This is a genomic window from Halorubrum aquaticum (assembly GCF_900113615.1).
GTDB classification, from domain to species: Archaea; Halobacteriota; Halobacteria; order Halobacteriales; family Haloferacaceae; genus Halorubrum; species Halorubrum aquaticum.
In genome coordinates this window covers 1-18,078 of sequence record NZ_FOPZ01000006.1, presented here as the reverse complement: position 1 = coordinate 18,078, position 18,078 = coordinate 1, and the positions used below count along the sequence as shown (strand labels likewise).

Here is an 18,078-nt window from a genome sequence, read left to right as displayed (position 1 = left end):
GGGTCTATTATGAACTGACCACTCCCCAACACATCAGTCGAGCCTGAACCTCACTTTCACCCACGAGCGTATCCTGATACTCCGTCGACTCCTCTACGTTCTCTTTTAAGAACGCTTCTAACTCATCTAAGAACTCCATTGGCGGCCAATCTGGGAACGAGTCGTACTCCGTCGTGTCTCGGAATGTCTCTCGAAGGATCCGATCCTCGTCGGTGTTGGCTAACTTCACGTCTTGGAGGCGTTCGCTGAGGCTCTCAGCCCACTCATCGAGCGTGTCGTACTCCTCCGCAGGGACCGACTTCTCCCCGTAGTTCGGTTGTAGATGGTACGCGATGAAATCCAGAATCGTCTCCTGCTCCTTCGAGAACGAGTCGCCCTGTTTGAACGCGCCTTCTACCTGGCCTTCCCGAATCGCCTCCAGCCGCTCGTCGAGGACTTCCTGAATCGCATCTCGGTTGGACAGGACGCTCTCGGCGTCACCCGAGATCGGCTCGCCCCTCACCTCGGGGTCGATTTTGAGCGTGCCGACGGGACGCTCCTTCACCTCGTCCCCGAACGGCTTGTAGTAGAAGGCCCGCCGAACGCGACCCAAGGGAGACTCGTGATCGTCGTCGTCGAACCAGAGGTGCGCGAGCCCGAACACGCCCGGACGCGGCCCGGAGTCGTGGTCCGTGACGTTCGTGTACAGGCGCTCACGCTCCGCGGGCGACTCCTCGAAGTAGTCCGCGGCGTACTCGAAATCGTCCTCGGTGAGCCCGAACTCCTCGTTCAGCTCCTTCTTGAGCAGGAACCGCTCGTAGGCAGCGTGTTCGTTGCTCCCAGCGTTGCGGAGGAGAGGGTTCTTGCTCGTGTCGTCGAGCTCGTTGATGTCCTCAACCTCCCGCGACTTCTGTAGCGAGTCCTCGATCTCGTCCACCTGGAGCTCGCCGATCGTCTTCTCCGTCTCCACGCCGGTCTGTTCCAAGATCTGGTCCTCGTTCGGATCGAGGATGTTGTTCTCCTTGCCAACGATGAGCGCGATGTCGTTGATCTTCGCCTGAAGCCGTTTCAGCAGCTTAATCGCCGCCTCGATGTCACCGTCAGGGTAGAAGTTGTGGACGTACTTCTCGTCGGTACTCCCGATCCGGTCGATACGCCCCACGCGCTGAACAATCCGCATCGGGTTCCACGGCAGGTCGAAGGAGATCTGGACCGATACGTCCTGGAGATTAACCCCCTCTGAGAGGGTGTCGGTCGCGATGACGTACTGGAGTTCGTCCTCGCCGGACTCGGCGAGCGTCTGCTGATACCCCGACGCCTCCGGGGCGAACCGCTGAATGACGTCCTGTTTGTTGTCGTCGCCGCCTTTGACGACCGCGCTGTTCGCCTCCGTGAGCGGTGAGTCGGGATCGTTGAGCAGCGTCCGGTGGACGTAGTCCGCGGTAGCGCGGTACTGCGTGAAGACGAGGACTTTCTCGTCGTCGTAGCCGTTGAGAACGTCCGTGAGCCGCTCGACCTTCGGATCGCGGAACTCCCGGAGCGAGAACACCGCCTCGTAGAACTCGCGAGTCGCACCGTCGACGTCACTCAGATCGCTCCGCGGGTAGAGGATCGGATTCAGCTCCTCCTCTGGAACGTCGGGAAGAACACCGGCGTTGTGCTCGTGAAGCCACTGCCTCGTTGAAACGGCCTGGTCGCTCACGTCGCCGGAGTCCTGTGCGATATCGCCGATGAACTGCGAGAGGAAGTACGCGATCAGCGTCAGGTCCTCTCGGATGTACGTCTTCACCTCACCGATTGTCGCGTCCGCCAATTCGTCCGGCGCGTCGGTCTCCGTGTCTTCGTCCGCACGAACCGCGGTCGTGTCGAACCCGAACTCTTCGAGCGTCTGTTCGAGATCTTCGGCGGCGTCGTCTCCTTCCACGAAGTCGTCGAGCGTCTCCGCCTGCTCCTCGTCTTGGGCCGCCCGCAACAGGTCGATCTCCTTCTCTTCGGGGAGTCCATCGAGAAGCCCGAGAAGCCGCCGCTCGCTCTGGTGTAGCGTCTGGATCGACTGAACGAACGCGTAGGTCGACGACTCCAGCCGCTTGAGCAGGTTCAGCTTGTACAGCGCCTTCAGCGTCCCGCCTGCCTTCGGGTTCTTCACCGTAATGTGCGGGAGATGGAGTGCGTCCATCACGTCCGGCAGCATCCGATACACCGGCTGGTACGCCGGAGGAAGCGAATACTGCTCCTTGCTGAGCGTCGGCGGCTTGAAGCTCATCTCGAAGTCCTCCTCGTCTTGGATCTGGTCTTTGACGTGCTTCCGCGTCCGCAGTACCATCACCTCGTTCAGAATCTTCGAGATCTCCTCTGAATGGCGCTGGAGTTGCTCGGTGATACTCTGTAGCTTTTGGTCACTAGCTTCCTCTTTCCCGGCGGCGATCTTCTTCCGAGTCTCAGAGAGTTCGATGTACTCTTCGAAGGCACCGAAGTCTAACGACGCCTTATTTCGCAGTTCTTCGGGGCTAGTGAACAGGCTGATCAAGTTCTCTAAGTCGGTCGCAGAGTTGTTAATCGGCGTCGCCGTCAGCATTATCATCGTCTTGCCACGGAGCTGACGGAGGTTGGCGTGGCGACGCGTTCCCTTGTAGTCGTCGTCGTGATCCGGGGTCGGTCGCCACTTCCCGTGATTCCGGAACCGGTGGGCCTCGTCGACGAGTACAACGTCAAACGCTTCTTTGAGGTCTTGAACCTCGTCGTACGCGAGATTCTGGAACTTACTGATGCTCATTACGTCGAGGTGCGTTCCATCAACTTCGAGACCGAAGTACGGATTGCCGTCTTCGTCCGTGTCGTCTTGGAGGAGGTCTTCCCACTGCTCGGTGAGGTTCGCTGGCACGATCAGTAAACAACGGTCTCCACGCTGGCGGTAGTCGTGGAGGAGCTCGCCGCCGATGAAGGACTTCCCGAGACCGACCGAGTCGGAGATGATACAGCCGTTGAACTGGGAGAGCTTCTCTTTCGCGCTTTCGTACCCGAGCGTCTGGAAGTAGTACAGCGGACTGTCGCGGATGTTGACGTTCCCACTTAATTCGTCGTACGCGAGGAGCTTGTACAGCTCGAACGGTTCGATGTACGTCCCTAGGTCATCGGGTGTCTCGTCGTCATCAGAATCGTCTTCTTGTTGCTCCTGCCAGTCCTGATACTTCGTGCTGTTCTCGATGACCCGGATGATCTCTTCGCTGAAGTCCTCGGCATTCGCCCACTGGTTGTCGTACCAACTTTCGAACGCCTCCGCCTCGCGCCTATCCTGGCTCGTGAGATTCAGTTCAATGTTGTTCCGGTGTCCGCTAGCCGTGAAGTTCGACGACCCGACGACAGTCGCACATGGACGTGTGTCTGTATCGTCTTCAGTCGCCCAGTCATCATCGTCGCGTGGGGCTCTGAACGAGGCCCCTTTGGCGTGGAAGTATCCGTTTTCTGGATTTCGCACGCGGACGCTAACCTGATCTTCTGCTATGAAATCTCGTAGCCGATCCAACCGCCCCAATTGGGCGTTATTCAGCTCCTCAATACTCTCTTCAACCTCATCTTTGAGATTACTGCGTAGATTTTGTCCGTCCCCAATCTCATCTGCTGTACTCCGATTCGTCTGCCGGCCCATCAAGATACGAATGGGAGCATGACCGAGTTCATCAGGGTCAGCAAGTTGTTCGAGATCCTCGCGGTACAGATTGAAACCGGAAAGATAGAAATAGCCAGTAGCGATACGTGCTTCTTCGGTCTGTGGGATTATCTTTTTGTAGACGTCTTCGACCGTCCTATCAGCATTGTCGACGATTGGAGGGAGAGAGATCATTTAGGAAAGAGGATCACGGGGAGGCAACTTAGTGTTTAGTAGAGAGGGTGTCATAGAACGATTAGCACACCAAAGAGCAGGGTGAATGCTGAGGTGGATGAGCTCAGCGACCCTACAAGATGATCCTTCGGTCAAGTCGTTCTTCAATGCCGTGGAAACCGAGACGTTAGCGCTGCTTGATAGTCACTCGAAGTCGTCAAGCGACGTTTGCTCCAACTTCTCCTGAACGTCATCTACGAATCCGTCCACCTTCCGTTGGAGCGCCTGTAAGGACTTCGAGACCACCCTCCATTCGTCTTTTCTCCCTGCCTGAACTTTCTCGATGTGTTCATCCAGTCCCTGCAGCTGGTACTCCGTGAGGATGGTCTCCGTGTGTGCTCGTAGCTCGTTTTTTAGGTTGTTATCGAGGTCAATCCACAGCGGGTGCGCGTTCTCAAGCAGATCGTCGGCGTCAAACGTGTTCTGTTTGAGTGCAACGTGAACAGTGGATTGGAGGATGCTGATGGTGAACTGGCGGTAGTCATCATCACCAGTCCCCACGTCAAATGGGAAGTAGTCTGTTGGCAGCCGGCGTGTGTTCGTGAAGATGGGAAATTCGTCTTGGAGATCAACGAGATTGAATTCGTAGTTGTCTAGCGTCCGAATGATGTACTGGTTCGCGTCCTCATCGAAGTGAACGACCGCAAAATCGTTCTCAGGTAGGTGTGGGTTTTCGTTGAGGTCTTCGAAGGATGAGTACGAGAATTCAGCGTCGAAGTCCTCTGTGGCATCGGCGGCAGAGACGATACCGCGAGTCAGCAGGACTTCGGGTGAGTGATGTATTGACTCATACTTCTGGTTCTGTTCCTCCTTAATGAAGTACGACTTACAGTCGATGATGATAGAATGGTTATGGGCGCGGCTGGTGAGAATCAAATCTGGATTCACCGAGTCGCCCTCATGGACAAAGCTCGGATCAATGATGTCGACGGTGTAGCCTAGGTTCCGCAGAGCGTCGGGGAACGTCCTGTCGAGCTGGCACAGCCCAATCCACGCATTAATCTGGAGGGTGTGATCGGAGAGGTTCTCCATCACACTCATTCTTCCACCTCCATCGTAGCGTTCGAGTCATAGTGCCGTTGAAGATTCGAGTAGATGCGGAGAGCGGTGTTCCCACATGCCTCGTCGCCGAGGTAGAGTCGTAGCCACTTGGGGCAAATCTCAATGGTGTATTTGTCGTTATTGTGGAGATCCACGCCTTTTATTTTCCAGTACTGGTCATCGAGTTTGGTCTTCGCACCCCAGAGTCGAAGCGGGTTCTTCGCCGTAATGATATTCTCGATGAACTGCCGGACGTCTTCGATCTCGTTGTCCAGTTCGATCACGAGTGGGGTACCGTCCATCCCCGTCCCGTGTTCCTGAGATTCGTAGGAGAGCCGGTGGTTCTCCTCGATCTTCCGCAGAAGCGTTGCGTATCGCCCCTTAATCTCAGCAACGGTGTCAAGATGGAGTTGGATAGAGTCCCCTCCACTAGTGGTGAACCGTCCGTTGTGGGTTACTCGCTCTAAAATGAACGAGCCGTTCACGTTCCGTTTGATGCCGACGCTGGAGAGGGAGAGGAAGCTGGATAGTTCGTCATGACTGTCGAGAATGTCGAACAGAGTTCCGGTTCCACGACCGCTACTGCGCACCGAGAGATCGCCGAAGTCCAGCCTCTCGTCGATGTAGTCCTCGGAGAACACGTCGTCAGCGTCGTAACTGACGCCCACATCGCGGAACTCGCCCATGTCCATTACCTCACGCTGTTGCTCGATCGGCATCCACGTGTAGTCGAGTCCGTTGCGGATGCCGCTCACCATGTCTTGGACGACTTTCTTTGCGTCCTCGGATTCTTCGAGGGTGTAGAGCGTCCAGAATCGAGAGTCCTCGTGATCGAGGAAGAAGGTGTACTTGGTAGCGTTGCGTTGGATGATGAGTTCTTGTAAGTCGAAGTCAACCTCGCGAGCCTCTGTTATGTCCACTCTCTCGTGGAGTTCCTCCGGAGTGACATTGGACTCAATGAGGAAGGTCTTGAGCATTGTCTGCCCGGGTTGCAATTCTTGTTCTTCCACCAACTCGTCGTACGTACCCTCGATGGTGTGCTGGAAGACGTCGAAGAGGTCTCGTCTGCTCTGGATAGACGAAGTGGACATCAGCTTTCTCGTATTTGATCCTAGTTCACTAGGTGTGTTAGTAATTGGCAATCCACGGTGAAAGTGGATCCATTACGGCGCGTGGGTGTTCTTTTGTTGGTTTGTGGAAGGGCTATTTAAATTCGTGGTGGGTAGGGAGAGACAACGCACAGTAACCCGCTTCTGGTCGTGATTATTGCGCTAGTCCCAGCCACTCAATAGTCTAGTCGACTCGGAATGAGCGTTTTCAATCTTGTTCCCGTGATATTGAGGCTTGGAGTCTTATGTAACAACCTGGTAAGAATAGAGCATAAGATGTTACACAAGGTAATCAAATGACGATATCATTATTCGGCATACACTACTCTATTGAACCCACAGAAGGCGTCGGGATCTGTCACTATACAATCGATTCAGTGTCGTTATCAAGAGAATTCGGAGAGGCAACCCTGGTAGAAAACTGGTATACATAAGGACTGAAAACAAGGGTGATAACCGTGCTACCGCTTCAAGTCGATGTCTGGTCCCTCCTCACCGACGTAAGCCTCGGTACCTGGCTCGGCTTCGTCGTCACACTCATCACCAGTGTCGGTGTCTACCTACTCCGACGCAGTCAACAGAAAACCAAGCTCCGGCGCTCCCTGATCTCCGAACTCGAAGAACAAGACCTCGATCGGGTCATCAAAGCCGTCAACTCCTCAGAATCCGCTGTGCCACCAGACGACAACGGTGAAAGCCCGGAACTTGATCCATCAGAACTGCCTCCTGCCGGCACCCTCCCCACCCAGATCTACACATCCAACGCCGGCAGCCTTGGCATCTTATCACAGGACGAAGTCGACGACATCGTCTCCTACTACTCAGGCCTCCTCACCCAGAAAGCAATCATCAATTCAATCCGCTCAGACAACGGATCGATGGCCGCCGACCAGAAAGAACTCCGAGATAAGATCACAGACCTAGAAGACGAACGCTCCTCACTCGTCGATACACTAGAGAACGCTAAGTCAATCCGCTAACGACAAGGAATAGCCGGTGAAACCAGTCAAACACCTGAAACAAATGCTTTTTGCTCCTTGGATATAATTTCCATAGTACACGGCCAACCAAGAGTTCTAAATGTCCAGTACAGAAGCGGATTTCCTCAACGCGATCGATCGCAGCTTCTCCTCCAGAGCTGATTTTATCTCCTACATCCAATCTGAGGTAAACCTGAACAAACTGGACAACAAACTCAGTTTGATCGGCTCAGTCTCCGACCACAACCGAGAAACCTTCATAGACCGGCTTAGCAACCACTTCAAACTCGTCAACCAGAACGACGACTTGCTTCTACTGTGGGCCTCCGACGAACGAGTCCCGTACTACGTCCACTTGGAGGACAACGAGTTCCCGATCTTCTTCACTGCAGCGAACAAGACCGACGAAATCCCAGACACACTCGTCGAATACCTGAAGAAAGATCACGCAATGAGCCGGATGTGGGTCGGAAAACGGGAAATGGAGCGTCTCCGCCAGCAAATGGTGGATCAGCACCGGGACCTGATTATCCCACAGTTCACCGCCAAACGCTCCAAACACACTGATATTCCAGCCAAAAAGAGGCCGGAATACAACCGGACGATGCGGTACTGGGCGGACGACGGCTTGGAGACCTACCGGCACATGAAAAGCCGATACGGTGTCCTGCCTACGAACATCCAGTTCGAGGTTCCCGGTAACTTCAAATTCCAGATCACTCAGGACGGAGTGTTCACCGCTATCGACGGCGGCGTTGACAACATCGCATCCCTGATCGACCAGTCCACGAAGCGGCTTCGGCTCGTCAAGAAGATCATCAATACTTCGGACTACGATGAGAACGGGTCCGGCTTCCTCGAAGATGTCTCCCTGCCGTACAGCAAGCCGTGGGCGATACAACTGGATGACAGGCCTGCAAAGGATGACATCCGTCACTTCGAGGGGAACGTTGAAGCAAGCAATCTCGAGTTCAGCGTCGTCCATTTCGACTCTTACCTCGACTCACGCGGATTCGACGCCGAGCTGATGGATAGGAACAACTACGGGAAAACCGCTATCCGGACAAAAGAGGATGCGATAAGGATCTATCCAAGAGAAGAGACAGGGATCGATCAGTCGTTCCGTATCTACAATTTCGTTGACGATCACATCGAGGCAGATCCTGAGGCAATCGAAGTTGTATGAAGGATCCCGAGGACCCTTGGACGTTCGATGACGGATATCTTGAGGATCTTAGTTCGCGTAACCAGGAGCGTTTTGAAGAAGAGTTCGATGACAACTTGGATGAGTTTAGCGAGGATACGGTGGAACGACGGTTACAGACCCGGTTCAACCAAGCAGAAGAACATTTGAAACTGGTTAAGGCCGCAGCTGCCTGTTTCCATCCTCGGGAAGGCGCAGGACGTTCTGAAAGCGGGTTTCGTTATGTTGGTGTGGACCCCCTACAAGCTGTAGACGAGAACCCCGCAGATATCCTACTGGTAAAGCCGGAGTACAACGGAGCCTACTTCTGCGTGGTTTGCTGCGAGATCGGTGGTGAGAGCAGGAAGGACTGGGTGAACAATGTGAACGAGGCACGCCACGTGTTCGAGTCACAGCAGAATCGGAGTGTCCTGACTGAGCAGCTGGGAATCGAGAATGATGATCTCTCGTTCCAGTATGTGACGTTGACTCGGACGGATGACACCGTTGAGATGGATTTCTCAGTGCTTGATCGGAACTGTGACGCTGACACCTATGCCGTCTGGTCCACGGATGTAGAGGACAAGTGGATGATGTACGAAGACGGTTCATTCGTCCATACCGACCTTCGCTCCGCTTTCTCAGAGAAATTGGACTACATGCGTCGTGAAGACCCATTGAAGTACACAGTCGGCACCCATCCAGTGTTCCCCCTACAGGATATCGTATATCAGGTTGTCAAAGAGAAGTTTGAGTTCGACGACGAACACAAATCCGAGTTTGCTCACGAGACGTTCTACGAGTTATTCGAAAAGGGCCTTCAGATCCAGTGTAGTGGTAAACGACGGGAGCGTGTGGTGTCGTCAGAAGTGGATAGATTGCTGGATATGGCGTTGAAGACCGGTGTTTTCTCGGATGAGGATGATGACTTACGGTCAGAAGATCAAGATTACAGGATTATGTATTCAGGGACTCGTGGTCCAGATCATGCGGAGAATGCTGTAAAATCAAAGTATTCAGATAATGCGGCCAAGGTCCAAGTTGGACAGTTGGCTTATGATAAGACCCAAAATGAATTTGATCCGGAAACGGATCTCGGCAATTTCGGAGCGTTGTAGGCCGTCGAAATCGGATTATTCGTCGATATACCGGTAGGCCGGTATGTCGTACACCTTTTCGTACAATTCATTAAGAAGGCCGAGGAGTTCGTCAATCTTGTTGAGATCGTCCAGAACGGACAAGGTAAATCGTTCCTCAACGTCGTCCACTAAGGCAAGTCGAATCTTCGTATATGCCGGATTCCTTCCCGTGTATCCTTGTCGATCACTCCTGCCTTTGTTAGGAGATCGGCACGTCCCGGATACGATCCGACCTGTTCAGTATATATCGAGGGGATTAGATTTCTGGAAGAAACCAGCCAGCGATGGGAGCCTCTAACAGTGTAACTGATATTTATATGTGGACAGTTGAACTATCTAATAGATGACTCAAAGCCGGGAGGAAGTCTCCTGTCCAGTCACCGGCTGTTCTTATAGGGGGCAACCCGCATCTGTCGCAGGACATGTGAGTGGAAAACGGGATGAGCGACACGACTGGCAACGGCTTGGATATGACGGTGCGCGTCACTACAAAAGAGAACAATCTCAAACTCAATCAACTGAGGAACCGACCCCAGTATTCCCAATCCTTACTGATAGTCACGTTGGCAAACAATCGGGTGGCTACGGTGCCTCTACTTGGAAAATTGATCCGCTTGAAGACTTAGAGACCGTCCTTGGATTCGTGGATAGCTTACACAAAGTAGACACAAAAGAAGGCCAATTGCTCTTTGAGCAGATCCTCTATACGGGAGACCTATTCCAGAATAATCGCGGCGGGATAGGCAACGATGACGTCGCAGCAGTACGAGCGATTTTTGAGGATTTACCCACGGATGTGCTGCCAGTCCTCTATATTTGCGGTAACCATGCTCGCTCAGAGGGCCGACAGGTTTGGAACGAATTTGAATCCGCCGGCCTTGCACAGAGCCTTTCTACGACGCCATATGTGCTGGGCAACACAGCGATCTATGGAATCGACCACCACTCCGAACAGTGGTGGGAGTCGGCACCCACGCTTGAACCGAGCTCGGCTCCCCTTCGGGTTCTCTGTCTCCACCAATCGATCGAACCCTTCCGGAAATCGTCGACAGCTGAATTCGACCTCCGAACAATGCTTCCCAGAGTCAGTACTGCAATTGACGGCGTTCCGGAGGTTGTGATCGTCGGACACATGCACGAGATCATCGATGAGCAAATCTCCGTGGATGGACAGAACGTTCGGGTGATTAACGCCGGCTCAACCACCAATATCGGGGCTACGGAAGACGAGATCATACCTGGAATGAGTCTCCTATACCCTGATTCAGGATCTACGAAGTCTCTTCGCTTTCCGGATGAGTAGATTGGTCACGGTCGACTCTTCCGCTTCGCTACTGCCTTTACAACGACGCTATCCCGCCGCCTTCTGCGGATTCAACAGAGAGGAATACACCATTTCCGGAGGGTTTCAATAGACCCGGTTGTAGCCAATAATTTGCCTCCCGATGATTTCCACTCAACCATGACCGGAATCGTGATCCTCCCCGCTGGTCGCGACGACGCGTTTTAGGACTACAAACAGTTCATCCGAGATGGGCACCCAATTGAGGATATTGAGTCATATCTTAATGACGAGGACCTCGAACTATTTCACACTACATCTGAAACAGCCGGTTGAGAAAGAGTACGAACTGGCTGCGGACCGGACTACTAATCCCGCAACCGTCTCTTCACGACCTCCCCAAGTTCTTTCGCAGGAATCTCTTGGAGTCGCTCGTCTTCGCTCAATGTATCTAGAACAGCGCCAACAGGCTCGGTAAACTTGAAAACCAAGTGGACACCCGATTTGAATCCACCACTGACCCGTTCGCTTTCCAGAACGCCGTACGTTCCGGCCTTATTGATGTGGCTGTTGACTGTTTCTTGTGTGTATATCTCCATGTCGCTTCCCTCACAGAGAATTTTGTAGATGTCGTACACCACAGGGCTCGGAGCCGCTCCCTTATTCTCTTTCGCGACAAGTGCGGCAGCGTACAGAGACAGCTTCTTTTGGACAGACATCCCACCAACGATCTCAAGGACCCGATTCTTCACCACAGAGTCGTTTGCCGATCTGACGTGGTCCTGCGTCACCACCGGGTCGCCCGCCCGGTTCGCGATCTCTCCAGCATCCCGGAGCAGATCGATCGCGCGACGCGCGTCACCTTCGTTTTGAGCACCGTACGCAGCCACGATCTCGATTACTCCGTCTTCGAGGGCGTCTTGTTTAAACGCATCTCGACGTCGTTCGAGAATTTCGATGAGCTCGTTGGCGTCGTAATCCGAGAAATGAATCCCGTTCGGATTGTACGAGCTGTCAGTCCGGCTGTCAAGGTTCTCGCGGAACTTCGGGTAGTTAGTGACAACCACCGTTGACAGCTGCGTATCAACATGCTGTTCCGACATGACTCGGCTCAAACTATAGAGCAGTCGAGAGTACGCCGGTTCGTCTGCTCCCGTACTGCCGGTCAGCGCGTCGATCTCGTCGAGGATGAACACGAGTGAGTCGAAGTGATCGTCGACAATCTCGTAGAGCCGAGTGTATTTCATATCGGTCGAGACACCCGACCGAGGTACATCCCAAACCACGCCCGCTTTCCGTGCCGTCTGGTGGCCTAGCTTCCACACAGCGCGGTCGAGCGTGTGGGACTCCATCGTTTTGAAATTGACTGCCACAAAGTCGAACTCAATACCGCTCTCCTGAGCTCGTTCTTTGACTTTGTTCGCGACGGCTTTCACCGTCAGGGTCTTGCCTGTACCACTGGGACCGTACAAAAGCAGATCCGGCGGTCGCTCACCATCGAGAGTGTCCCGAAACGCCCGAGCTTCGGCAGCGAGTTGCTCGTCCCGGCCGTAGATCCGATCCTGATCGACAATCGTACTCGAGTCAACCAGGTCCTTGTTTTCAAAAACAGTCTGTACGTCGCCATCGAGGATGCTATCCACGACAGATGATCCGGACTCTTGTGACCCACCAGACTCGGTATCTGGCTGCCCCGAGTCGGTTTCGTCGCCTTCCATAGTGGTCATTGTGATCTAACCCTTAATAGCCTTTGTCGAAATGAAGGGGGTGGAGTCGAAATGAAATGGGCGATGTCGATATGAACACCCCTCCGTCGAAATGAATTTCCTGCCCCTTTCATATCATCACACACCAACTTCGAAGTGAAGACCCCTCCATCGATATGAAATCTCAGACAGCAAGACAGACACCCCTTCTTCGAAATGAAATCCCACCTCAGAGTCCTGGCCGCGGTAGATCTTCTTCGAAGTGAGCACCCCTCAGTCGATATGAAGCCATCTAGCCCGGAAATCAGTCCCATCCACACACCCCGTCATCGAAATGAAATACGAAAACACTGTGTGCGAGCCCGTCCATGAGATTTCATTGTGAGGAATGGCAGCAGGTTCTTCGAGATGAAATGCTCGAACAAAACACGAATACTGCCGTATTAGACCGTACAAATTGGATTTGGAGCAATTTCTTCTGTGGAAGAACCAATTTCATATCGAAGACGGTGTATGAGAGTCATCTTACTTCTACGTCAATCTCCGATTTCATATCGAATATGGGGTGTGAGAGCTACCGATATGATCTCCCGTTGTCCGCTCACAGTAGATACCCCGTTTGTTTTCACATTATACATTCTCTTCACAAACTCTTTTCACAGAATTAATTCACTGTATAAACCGCTCTACTGTGGTTTTACAGCGGCAACGAGGGATCCATCTCTTTCGATCCACCATACCATCTCTCCGTGAGATGTTTACAGCGGCAACGAGGGGTGTTCGACAGATAATCCCTGATGCCTCGAGCACCGCAACGCCGAAATCAACCATCCCTCCAGCGTCCTCGAGTCTATCACGAACGGAGAACCCGCCAACACCGCCATCGTCACTGGGCCTAGCGGCGCGGATAACTTAACCAACAAGATCCTGCTACTGTTGCTTTCTGTTGATTAATCATCGAGAGTAGGACCTTTCCCGAGATGGGTCTTTATCCGTGTGATGGACCAAGCCAAGGTATGAGCGACTCGGCGTCTCCAAGCGCCTCTGTCTCGCTATCTGCGCCCACAGACATTCCAGCAGTCCTGGATCGGGCTGGTATCGATTATGTCGGTGTTCATGACCAGCGACTACTTGCTATCTATCACACCGGTATCTTCAATGTAGTAACCGATCCGGAGCCGGTATCGAATGCGCACACACTCCAAATCGAATGCTGGGAAGTACCACTTCCATCTCGCGATGATGAGAGGTCACCACAGGAGCTTCTCGAGGACTTTGCCGCCGTATTTGACGCAGGCAACCAGAGCTAGAGTTGTCTGTCTGTATCTACGACCTAGCGATCTCGATGAGCACGTCAGACAGTACCCTCCATGAGGTCCATCCGGCTCGGGCTATCGTGATTAGTATAGAGCGAGCACCACACTGTTGACTGGGTTTCTGAATGTTTCCGGAAACAGTGTGTTTCCACAATCAGAATCGAGAGACGTCGGAGCAATCGAGGAGGATATACGACTGCGATCAGAGCTTTTCCGGAATCTACCCAGTCACACTTTTACCACTTACCCAGAGAATAGCTACCTACTCACAGATGATCCGTGATGCTCGCGTCCTCCGCGCTGGGTTCGTCCCTCGAGAAGTCGAGCATCGCGACGCCGAAGTCAACCATCTCTCGAGCGTTCTCGAACCGATCACGAACGGCGAGCCGGCTGACACAGCCATAGTCACCGGCCCGAGCGGCGTCGGCAAAACCTGTGTCTCGAAGTTCGTTACCGAACGGCTCCGCGAGGAAGTTCTCGACGTCGAGGCCACCTACGTCAACTGCTGGCGAAACTACAGCCGCTTCCGGACACTATACCAGATCCTCGACGACATTGGCGCGACGATAGACATCCATCGCCAGTCGACACCCCACGACGAGCTCATTGATCGGCTCCAACAGTACGACGGCCCTCGAACCGTCGTCATCCTCGACGAGGTCGACCAACTCGAAGACCCGAGCCTCATCTACGACCTCCACAGCATGGAGCAGTTCGCGGTGATCTGTATCGCGAACAAAGAAGAAGAGCTGTTCAGCCGCGTCGACGACCGCCTTGTGAGTCGATTGCGCTCCAGCGAGCATGTCCGGATGGACAAGTACCACAACGAGCAACTCTACGATATTCTGAGTGCTCGAACGAAGTGGGGCCTTGAAGAGGACGTTATCACCGACAAGCAACTCTATCAGATCGCTGATGCCGCCGCTGGCGACGCCCGTCTCGCGATCGGGATGCTTCGCAGCGCAGCCAGCACGGCTGATCGCGAAAATCACGAGGAGATCACCAACGATATTCTCATAAACGCTGCTGAAGATGCTCGGGCACAAATCAAACAGAAGAGTCTCGACTCGCTCACACCACACCAGCGGGTCGTCTACGATATTGTTCGCGACCACGGCCCGCTTGGACCCAGCGAGATCCACGACCGCTATACTGAGGCGGTCGACGATCCGCGGACGAAGCGCACCGTCCGGACCTACCTTTCGAAGATGGCCCAGTACAACCTCCTCGAAGCAGAAGGCACGAGTCGAGATCGCGAGTACTCACTCGTTGATTCAGCAGCTACATCGCCGATACAGTGACTCAGAGGCCGTGGAGTAGGTATCTCGTGGCTTTGTACAAGATCCCTTCTCCAGATATATCTCCTCCGAAATAGATGTTCGTGGCAGGCTGCGAATTCAGAAATAGGCCTTAATAACAGGACCTAGCGGCTGGCCATCATCCAAGTGTACTATCTCCTGCTTCACTACAACAAATCCCGTCTGAAACTGCTGTAATTGTAATGAACCCTGTTTCAATACACTACTTACCAGGGTACAAAATATGTACCCTGTACTGACCACACCCTAGACAGAATATATCACTTTCTAAGGATTTCAACAGAACCGATATAATGATATACCATATACGGCAAAGACGTATCGCCCGTCAGTCGCAGAGACAGACCCCTCCTTCCCGAATCTGGTTCACGCTGAACTGGTGGACGGCGAGGGAAAGATTGGCCATTGCGTCTGCCTGCTCTTCTGTCGGTCTCCCGCCCCCGTAGTAGCTCTCTGTCCGGTTCTCACTATACAGATCCTTCATGTCTTCTGCTGTTTCTTTGGTGAACAGACCGATCTGGTGTGCGCGTTTGTAGCTGAACTCGTGATCTTTGAAGTCCTGAAGCTCATCGTTCGACATCGCGAGGGCGTACGCTTCGATGGATCTCTCTATGGTTCCAAAACTCACCTCGATGACCGCTGTGTAGTAGTCTCCCTGCGCCTGAAGCGTGTCAGTCACCTCTATGAGCCGGCACGCTTTCGTCAGTTGGGTCTTCCAGTCGTCGTCAGCACTAATCCCTTCCTCGAACTCTGCTCGACCACGGCCTGCCATCTTGAAGGCGTCTTGTGCCCGCTCCAAGGACTCGAGGATGTCAGTTGGATCAGACCTGTTACTCATCGCTATCACCTTCCTCGAGGAGGAGCTTTTCGACCGTCTCAAACTTGGTAGTGCTGTAGATTGGGATTCCTGAAACGACAATTTCCCGGACGTCTTCTGTATACGTGGGAATCGCTTGGACCGCCTCAACGTCAATGTCGTAAGCATACCTGTTCCCGTCGAACTCGGCGTCTTCGAGGTCGCGACCAACAGCGTTCGCCTCTCGTTGGTTTGGAGCTCGATCGTTCGTCGTGAGCACCCAGAGGTCAATGTCGCTGCGCCGATCGGCTTCGCCGCGCGCCACACTTCCGTAAAGAACGATCCCGATGACGCCGTCGAGACGCTCAGTGAGTTCGTCGACCGCGGCCTTCACCGGCTTCTGGAACTCTGGTTGCGGTATTCGGAGGAGAGGGTCGTCCGGAATAGCGAGTCGCTCTCGGTTGATCTGAACGAGCCGTTGATTGTTCTCGGGCGATTCAACCACTAATCCGTTCTCGACGAGGGTATTGATCGCTCTCCGAACCGTCTGTTGGGAATGGCCAATCTGATCAGCTACTTCGCGCTGTGAGAACTGTTTGAATCGGTGGTTCGTTAAAAACAGTAAGATGTCGTTCGTTGCCTTGCTTTTGAACAAATCCGCGTCTGCGGCGGGTATTGGAACGGATATGGACACACCCTGGGTGGCGTTCGATTCCGTCTCACGGCTCATGTGCCATGCTACGGCTCACTACTATATAAACTTTATATAAAATACGGGCAGTACTTAACAATAATCGAACGCCGGTTATCTGTCGATTTCTTCGATCGCCTCAACAGCGGGATCACCGAGCTCTCCAGCTTCAATATGTGAGTACTGTTTCCGAACCATCTCTTCGGAGTTATCGGCTCTGATGGGATGAAAGCCTGCTAAGTCCCCAGCGTGCGTGAAGAGGCACTGGGGCGGTCAAAGGCCGATGATTCAACAGCGTCATAGAACGCGTGGCTCTGATTGGCCTACCTGCCAAGGACGCACTATCATGGGAGGCCGCCCGGATGCCGTCAGCATCCGGGCGGCGAACCCGAATAGGTGTGGCTCCCTTCACGCACAAACCGCCTCACAGGAACCATGTACTACCTCGGAATCGACCTTCATAAAGATGAGTCGCACGTCGCTGTTTTGGACGACGATGCCGAGGTCGTCGAAGAGATTCGCGTCAAAAACGCGAATCTCGACGACGTTGCCGAAGAATACGCTGGAGCCAAAGCGGCGCTCGAAGCAACCAGCAACTACTACACGGTCTACGACACCCTCGACGAACACCTCGACGTGGTTGTCGCAGATCCTACCCAAACCAAGGCGATCGGCTATGCTGAGGTGAAAAACGACCGGCTCGACGCGAAGTTGCTTGCGCAACTTCGCCGAGCCGGCATGATCGCTGAGAGTTACGTCCCGTCCGAAGAGCTCCGAGAGCGCCGCGCACTTGTGCGCGGCCGGAAGAGACTCGTCGAAAAGCGCACGGACTTCAAAAACGAAGTCCACGCCCTGCTCGACAAACACGGGATCACCTACGATTGGGATCCGTTCAGTGTGAACGGGCGAGACATCCTCGCCGGCGAGGATGTCTCGCTCGGTGTGGTCGGCGATCAGTTGATGGAGTCGTTCCTCTCGATCATCGACGAGTTAACCGCTCAAATAGAAGAACTCGAATCGTTGATCGAGGAAACCGCTGCGTCTCTCGAGGAGACGCAGCTGTTGATGACGATTCCGGGCGTGAGTTTCTACTCATCGCTGCTAATCACCTCGGAGATCGGTGAGATCGACCGGTTCGACGAGGCAAAGCAGGTGGTGAGTTACGCGGGATTGGATCCGGTCGTCCGCGAGTCAGGCGACTCGCGGACGGAAGGATCGATCTCGAAGCGCGGAAGTGGAGACTTACGCTGGATCCTCGTTCAGTGTGTTCAAACAGCGGTTCACCGGTGTAACGATCCGTATCTTGAACGGTTCTACGCTCGATTGAAACAGCGGAAGAACCACCAGATAGCGATTGTCGCAACGGCGCGAAAACTGCTCGTGTCGATCTTCCATATGCTTGATCGCACGGAGGTGTACGATCCACCAGAGGTGAGTGCCTGAGGGCCGCCGGCTCGGCGGCCCTCATCGGCCGGTCGCAGCGGGTGTGAGCCACAGCTAACGCGTTCACGTTCTGACCGCCTGCCGGCTGGTTCCTGAGCCATCTCCGTGCCTGCGTGTGGTTTCTCTCTCGTGACTAAGCTCGGATCGATCTCGGCGAAAAATATAGTATCGCAGACGTGGTTTGTTGCGCTAGCAGGCTTTCATAGGTGTTGAA

The 18,078-nt window shown here is 53.8% G+C and carries 14 protein-coding genes and 1 pseudogene; 8 read left to right on the top strand and 7 right to left on the bottom strand.

Translation table 11 applies throughout. The features are described 5' to 3' along the window. Nucleotides 1-7: 7 nt before the first annotated feature. From F3H10_RS06890 to F3H10_RS06880, 3 genes are all read right to left on the bottom strand, one after another. Entirely contained in the window at nucleotides 8-3,820 is a 3,813-nt protein-coding gene (locus F3H10_RS06890) for a helicase-related protein (protein ID WP_149784065.1), read from the bottom strand. Between the two features lie 183 nt (nucleotides 3,821-4,003). Continuing rightward, a complete protein-coding gene (locus tag F3H10_RS06885) occupies nucleotides 4,004-4,891 on the bottom strand; it encodes a hypothetical protein (protein WP_223174239.1) in 888 nt (295 codons plus the stop codon). A gap of 5 nt (nucleotides 4,892-4,896) precedes the next feature. Next, on the bottom strand, nucleotides 4,897-5,991 hold the full coding sequence (locus F3H10_RS06880; protein ID WP_149784063.1) for a hypothetical protein: 1,095 nt from the start codon (nucleotides 5,989-5,991) through the stop codon (nucleotides 4,897-4,899). Nucleotides 5,992-6,458: 467 nt separating this feature from the next. On the opposite strand from F3H10_RS06880, the gene F3H10_RS06875 reads away from it, so the two are divergent. From F3H10_RS06875 to F3H10_RS06865, 3 genes are all read left to right on the top strand, one after another. Then, nucleotides 6,459-6,989 carry a hypothetical protein gene (locus tag F3H10_RS06875; RefSeq protein ID WP_149784062.1) on the top strand — a complete coding sequence of 177 codons (531 nt, stop codon included), beginning with the start codon at nucleotides 6,459-6,461 and terminating at the stop codon, nucleotides 6,987-6,989. A gap of 100 nt (nucleotides 6,990-7,089) precedes the next feature. Next, nucleotides 7,090-8,175 carry a hypothetical protein gene (locus F3H10_RS06870; RefSeq protein ID WP_149784061.1) on the top strand — a complete coding sequence of 362 codons (1,086 nt, stop codon included), beginning with the start codon at nucleotides 7,090-7,092 and terminating at the stop codon, nucleotides 8,173-8,175. Beyond that, nucleotides 8,172-9,290, top strand: coding sequence for a hypothetical protein (locus F3H10_RS06865; protein ID WP_149784060.1), 1,119 nt, complete (start codon nucleotides 8,172-8,174; stop codon nucleotides 9,288-9,290). The genes F3H10_RS06870 and F3H10_RS06865 overlap by 4 nt, the downstream gene beginning before the upstream one ends. 15 nt (nucleotides 9,291-9,305) lie before the next feature. Here the strand turns inward: F3H10_RS06865 and F3H10_RS16445 are convergent, their stop codons facing one another. Further along, a complete protein-coding gene (locus tag F3H10_RS16445) occupies nucleotides 9,306-9,440 on the bottom strand; it encodes a hypothetical protein (RefSeq protein ID WP_262488561.1) in 135 nt (44 codons plus the stop codon). A 214-nt stretch (nucleotides 9,441-9,654) separates the two neighbouring features. Between F3H10_RS16445 and F3H10_RS06860 the strand changes: the two genes are divergently transcribed. Further along, on the top strand, nucleotides 9,655-10,614 hold the full coding sequence (locus F3H10_RS06860) for a metallophosphoesterase (RefSeq protein ID WP_149784059.1): 960 nt from the start codon (nucleotides 9,655-9,657) through the stop codon (nucleotides 10,612-10,614). A 347-nt stretch (nucleotides 10,615-10,961) separates the two neighbouring features. Here F3H10_RS06860 and F3H10_RS06850 read toward each other — a convergent pair whose 3' ends face one another. Continuing rightward, nucleotides 10,962-12,236 carry an AAA family ATPase gene (locus F3H10_RS06850; protein WP_149784182.1) on the bottom strand — a complete coding sequence of 425 codons (1,275 nt, stop codon included), beginning with the start codon at nucleotides 12,234-12,236 and terminating at the stop codon, nucleotides 10,962-10,964. A gap of 864 nt (nucleotides 12,237-13,100) precedes the next feature. On the opposite strand from F3H10_RS06850, the pseudogene F3H10_RS16495 reads away from it, so the two are divergent. The 3 genes and pseudogenes from F3H10_RS16495 to F3H10_RS06835 all read left to right on the top strand — a co-directional run. Then, nucleotides 13,101-13,205 (top strand): annotated as a pseudogene (locus tag F3H10_RS16495) (AAA family ATPase); the annotation flags it as partial. A gap of 110 nt (nucleotides 13,206-13,315) precedes the next feature. Further along, complete coding sequence (locus F3H10_RS06840) at nucleotides 13,316-13,609, top strand: hypothetical protein (RefSeq protein ID WP_149784058.1); 294 nt, start codon at nucleotides 13,316-13,318, stop codon at nucleotides 13,607-13,609. A gap of 278 nt (nucleotides 13,610-13,887) precedes the next feature. Beyond that, complete coding sequence (locus F3H10_RS06835) at nucleotides 13,888-14,916, top strand: Cdc6/Cdc18 family protein (protein ID WP_149784057.1); 1,029 nt, start codon at nucleotides 13,888-13,890, stop codon at nucleotides 14,914-14,916. 346 nt (nucleotides 14,917-15,262) lie between these two features. Here the strand turns inward: F3H10_RS06835 and F3H10_RS06830 are convergent, their stop codons facing one another. Next, on the bottom strand, nucleotides 15,263-15,772 hold the full coding sequence (locus tag F3H10_RS06830; RefSeq protein ID WP_188127890.1) for a DNA-binding protein: 510 nt from the start codon (nucleotides 15,770-15,772) through the stop codon (nucleotides 15,263-15,265). Next, nucleotides 15,765-16,460, bottom strand: a complete 696-nt coding sequence (locus F3H10_RS06825; RefSeq protein WP_188127889.1) for a nucleotidyltransferase domain-containing protein — start codon at nucleotides 16,458-16,460, stop codon at nucleotides 15,765-15,767. Before F3H10_RS06825 ends, F3H10_RS06830 begins: the two co-directional genes overlap by 8 nt. 396 nt (nucleotides 16,461-16,856) lie before the next feature. Between F3H10_RS06825 and F3H10_RS06820 the strand changes: the two genes are divergently transcribed. Next, entirely contained in the window at nucleotides 16,857-17,864 is a 1,008-nt protein-coding gene (locus F3H10_RS06820) for an IS110 family RNA-guided transposase (protein WP_149784056.1), read from the top strand. Nucleotides 17,865-18,078: the final 214 nt, after the last annotated feature.

Bases quoted from the DNA above. Each gene is read 5' to 3' on its own strand.
- F3H10_RS06890 (WP_149784065.1), bottom strand. From the start codon at position 3,820: ATGATCTCTCTCCCTCCAATCGTCGACAATGCTGATAGGACGGTCGAA.
- F3H10_RS06885 (WP_223174239.1), bottom strand. From the start codon at position 4,891: ATGGAGAACCTCTCCGATCACACCCTCCAGATTAATGCGTGGATTGGG.
- F3H10_RS06880 (WP_149784063.1), bottom strand. From the start codon at position 5,991: ATGTCCACTTCGTCTATCCAGAGCAGACGAGACCTCTTCGACGTCTTC.
- F3H10_RS06870 (WP_149784061.1), top strand. From the start codon at position 7,090: ATGTCCAGTACAGAAGCGGATTTCCTCAACGCGATCGATCGCAGCTTC.
- F3H10_RS06865 (WP_149784060.1), top strand. From the start codon at position 8,172: ATGAAGGATCCCGAGGACCCTTGGACGTTCGATGACGGATATCTTGAG.
- F3H10_RS06860 (WP_149784059.1), top strand. From the start codon at position 9,655: ATGACTCAAAGCCGGGAGGAAGTCTCCTGTCCAGTCACCGGCTGTTCT.
- F3H10_RS06840 (WP_149784058.1), top strand. From the start codon at position 13,316: ATGAGCGACTCGGCGTCTCCAAGCGCCTCTGTCTCGCTATCTGCGCCC.
- F3H10_RS06835 (WP_149784057.1), top strand. From the start codon at position 13,888: ATGATCCGTGATGCTCGCGTCCTCCGCGCTGGGTTCGTCCCTCGAGAA.
- F3H10_RS06830 (WP_188127890.1), bottom strand. From the start codon at position 15,772: ATGAGTAACAGGTCTGATCCAACTGACATCCTCGAGTCCTTGGAGCGG.
- F3H10_RS06825 (WP_188127889.1), bottom strand. From the start codon at position 16,460: ATGAGCCGTGAGACGGAATCGAACGCCACCCAGGGTGTGTCCATATCC.
- F3H10_RS06820 (WP_149784056.1), top strand. From the start codon at position 16,857: ATGTACTACCTCGGAATCGACCTTCATAAAGATGAGTCGCACGTCGCT.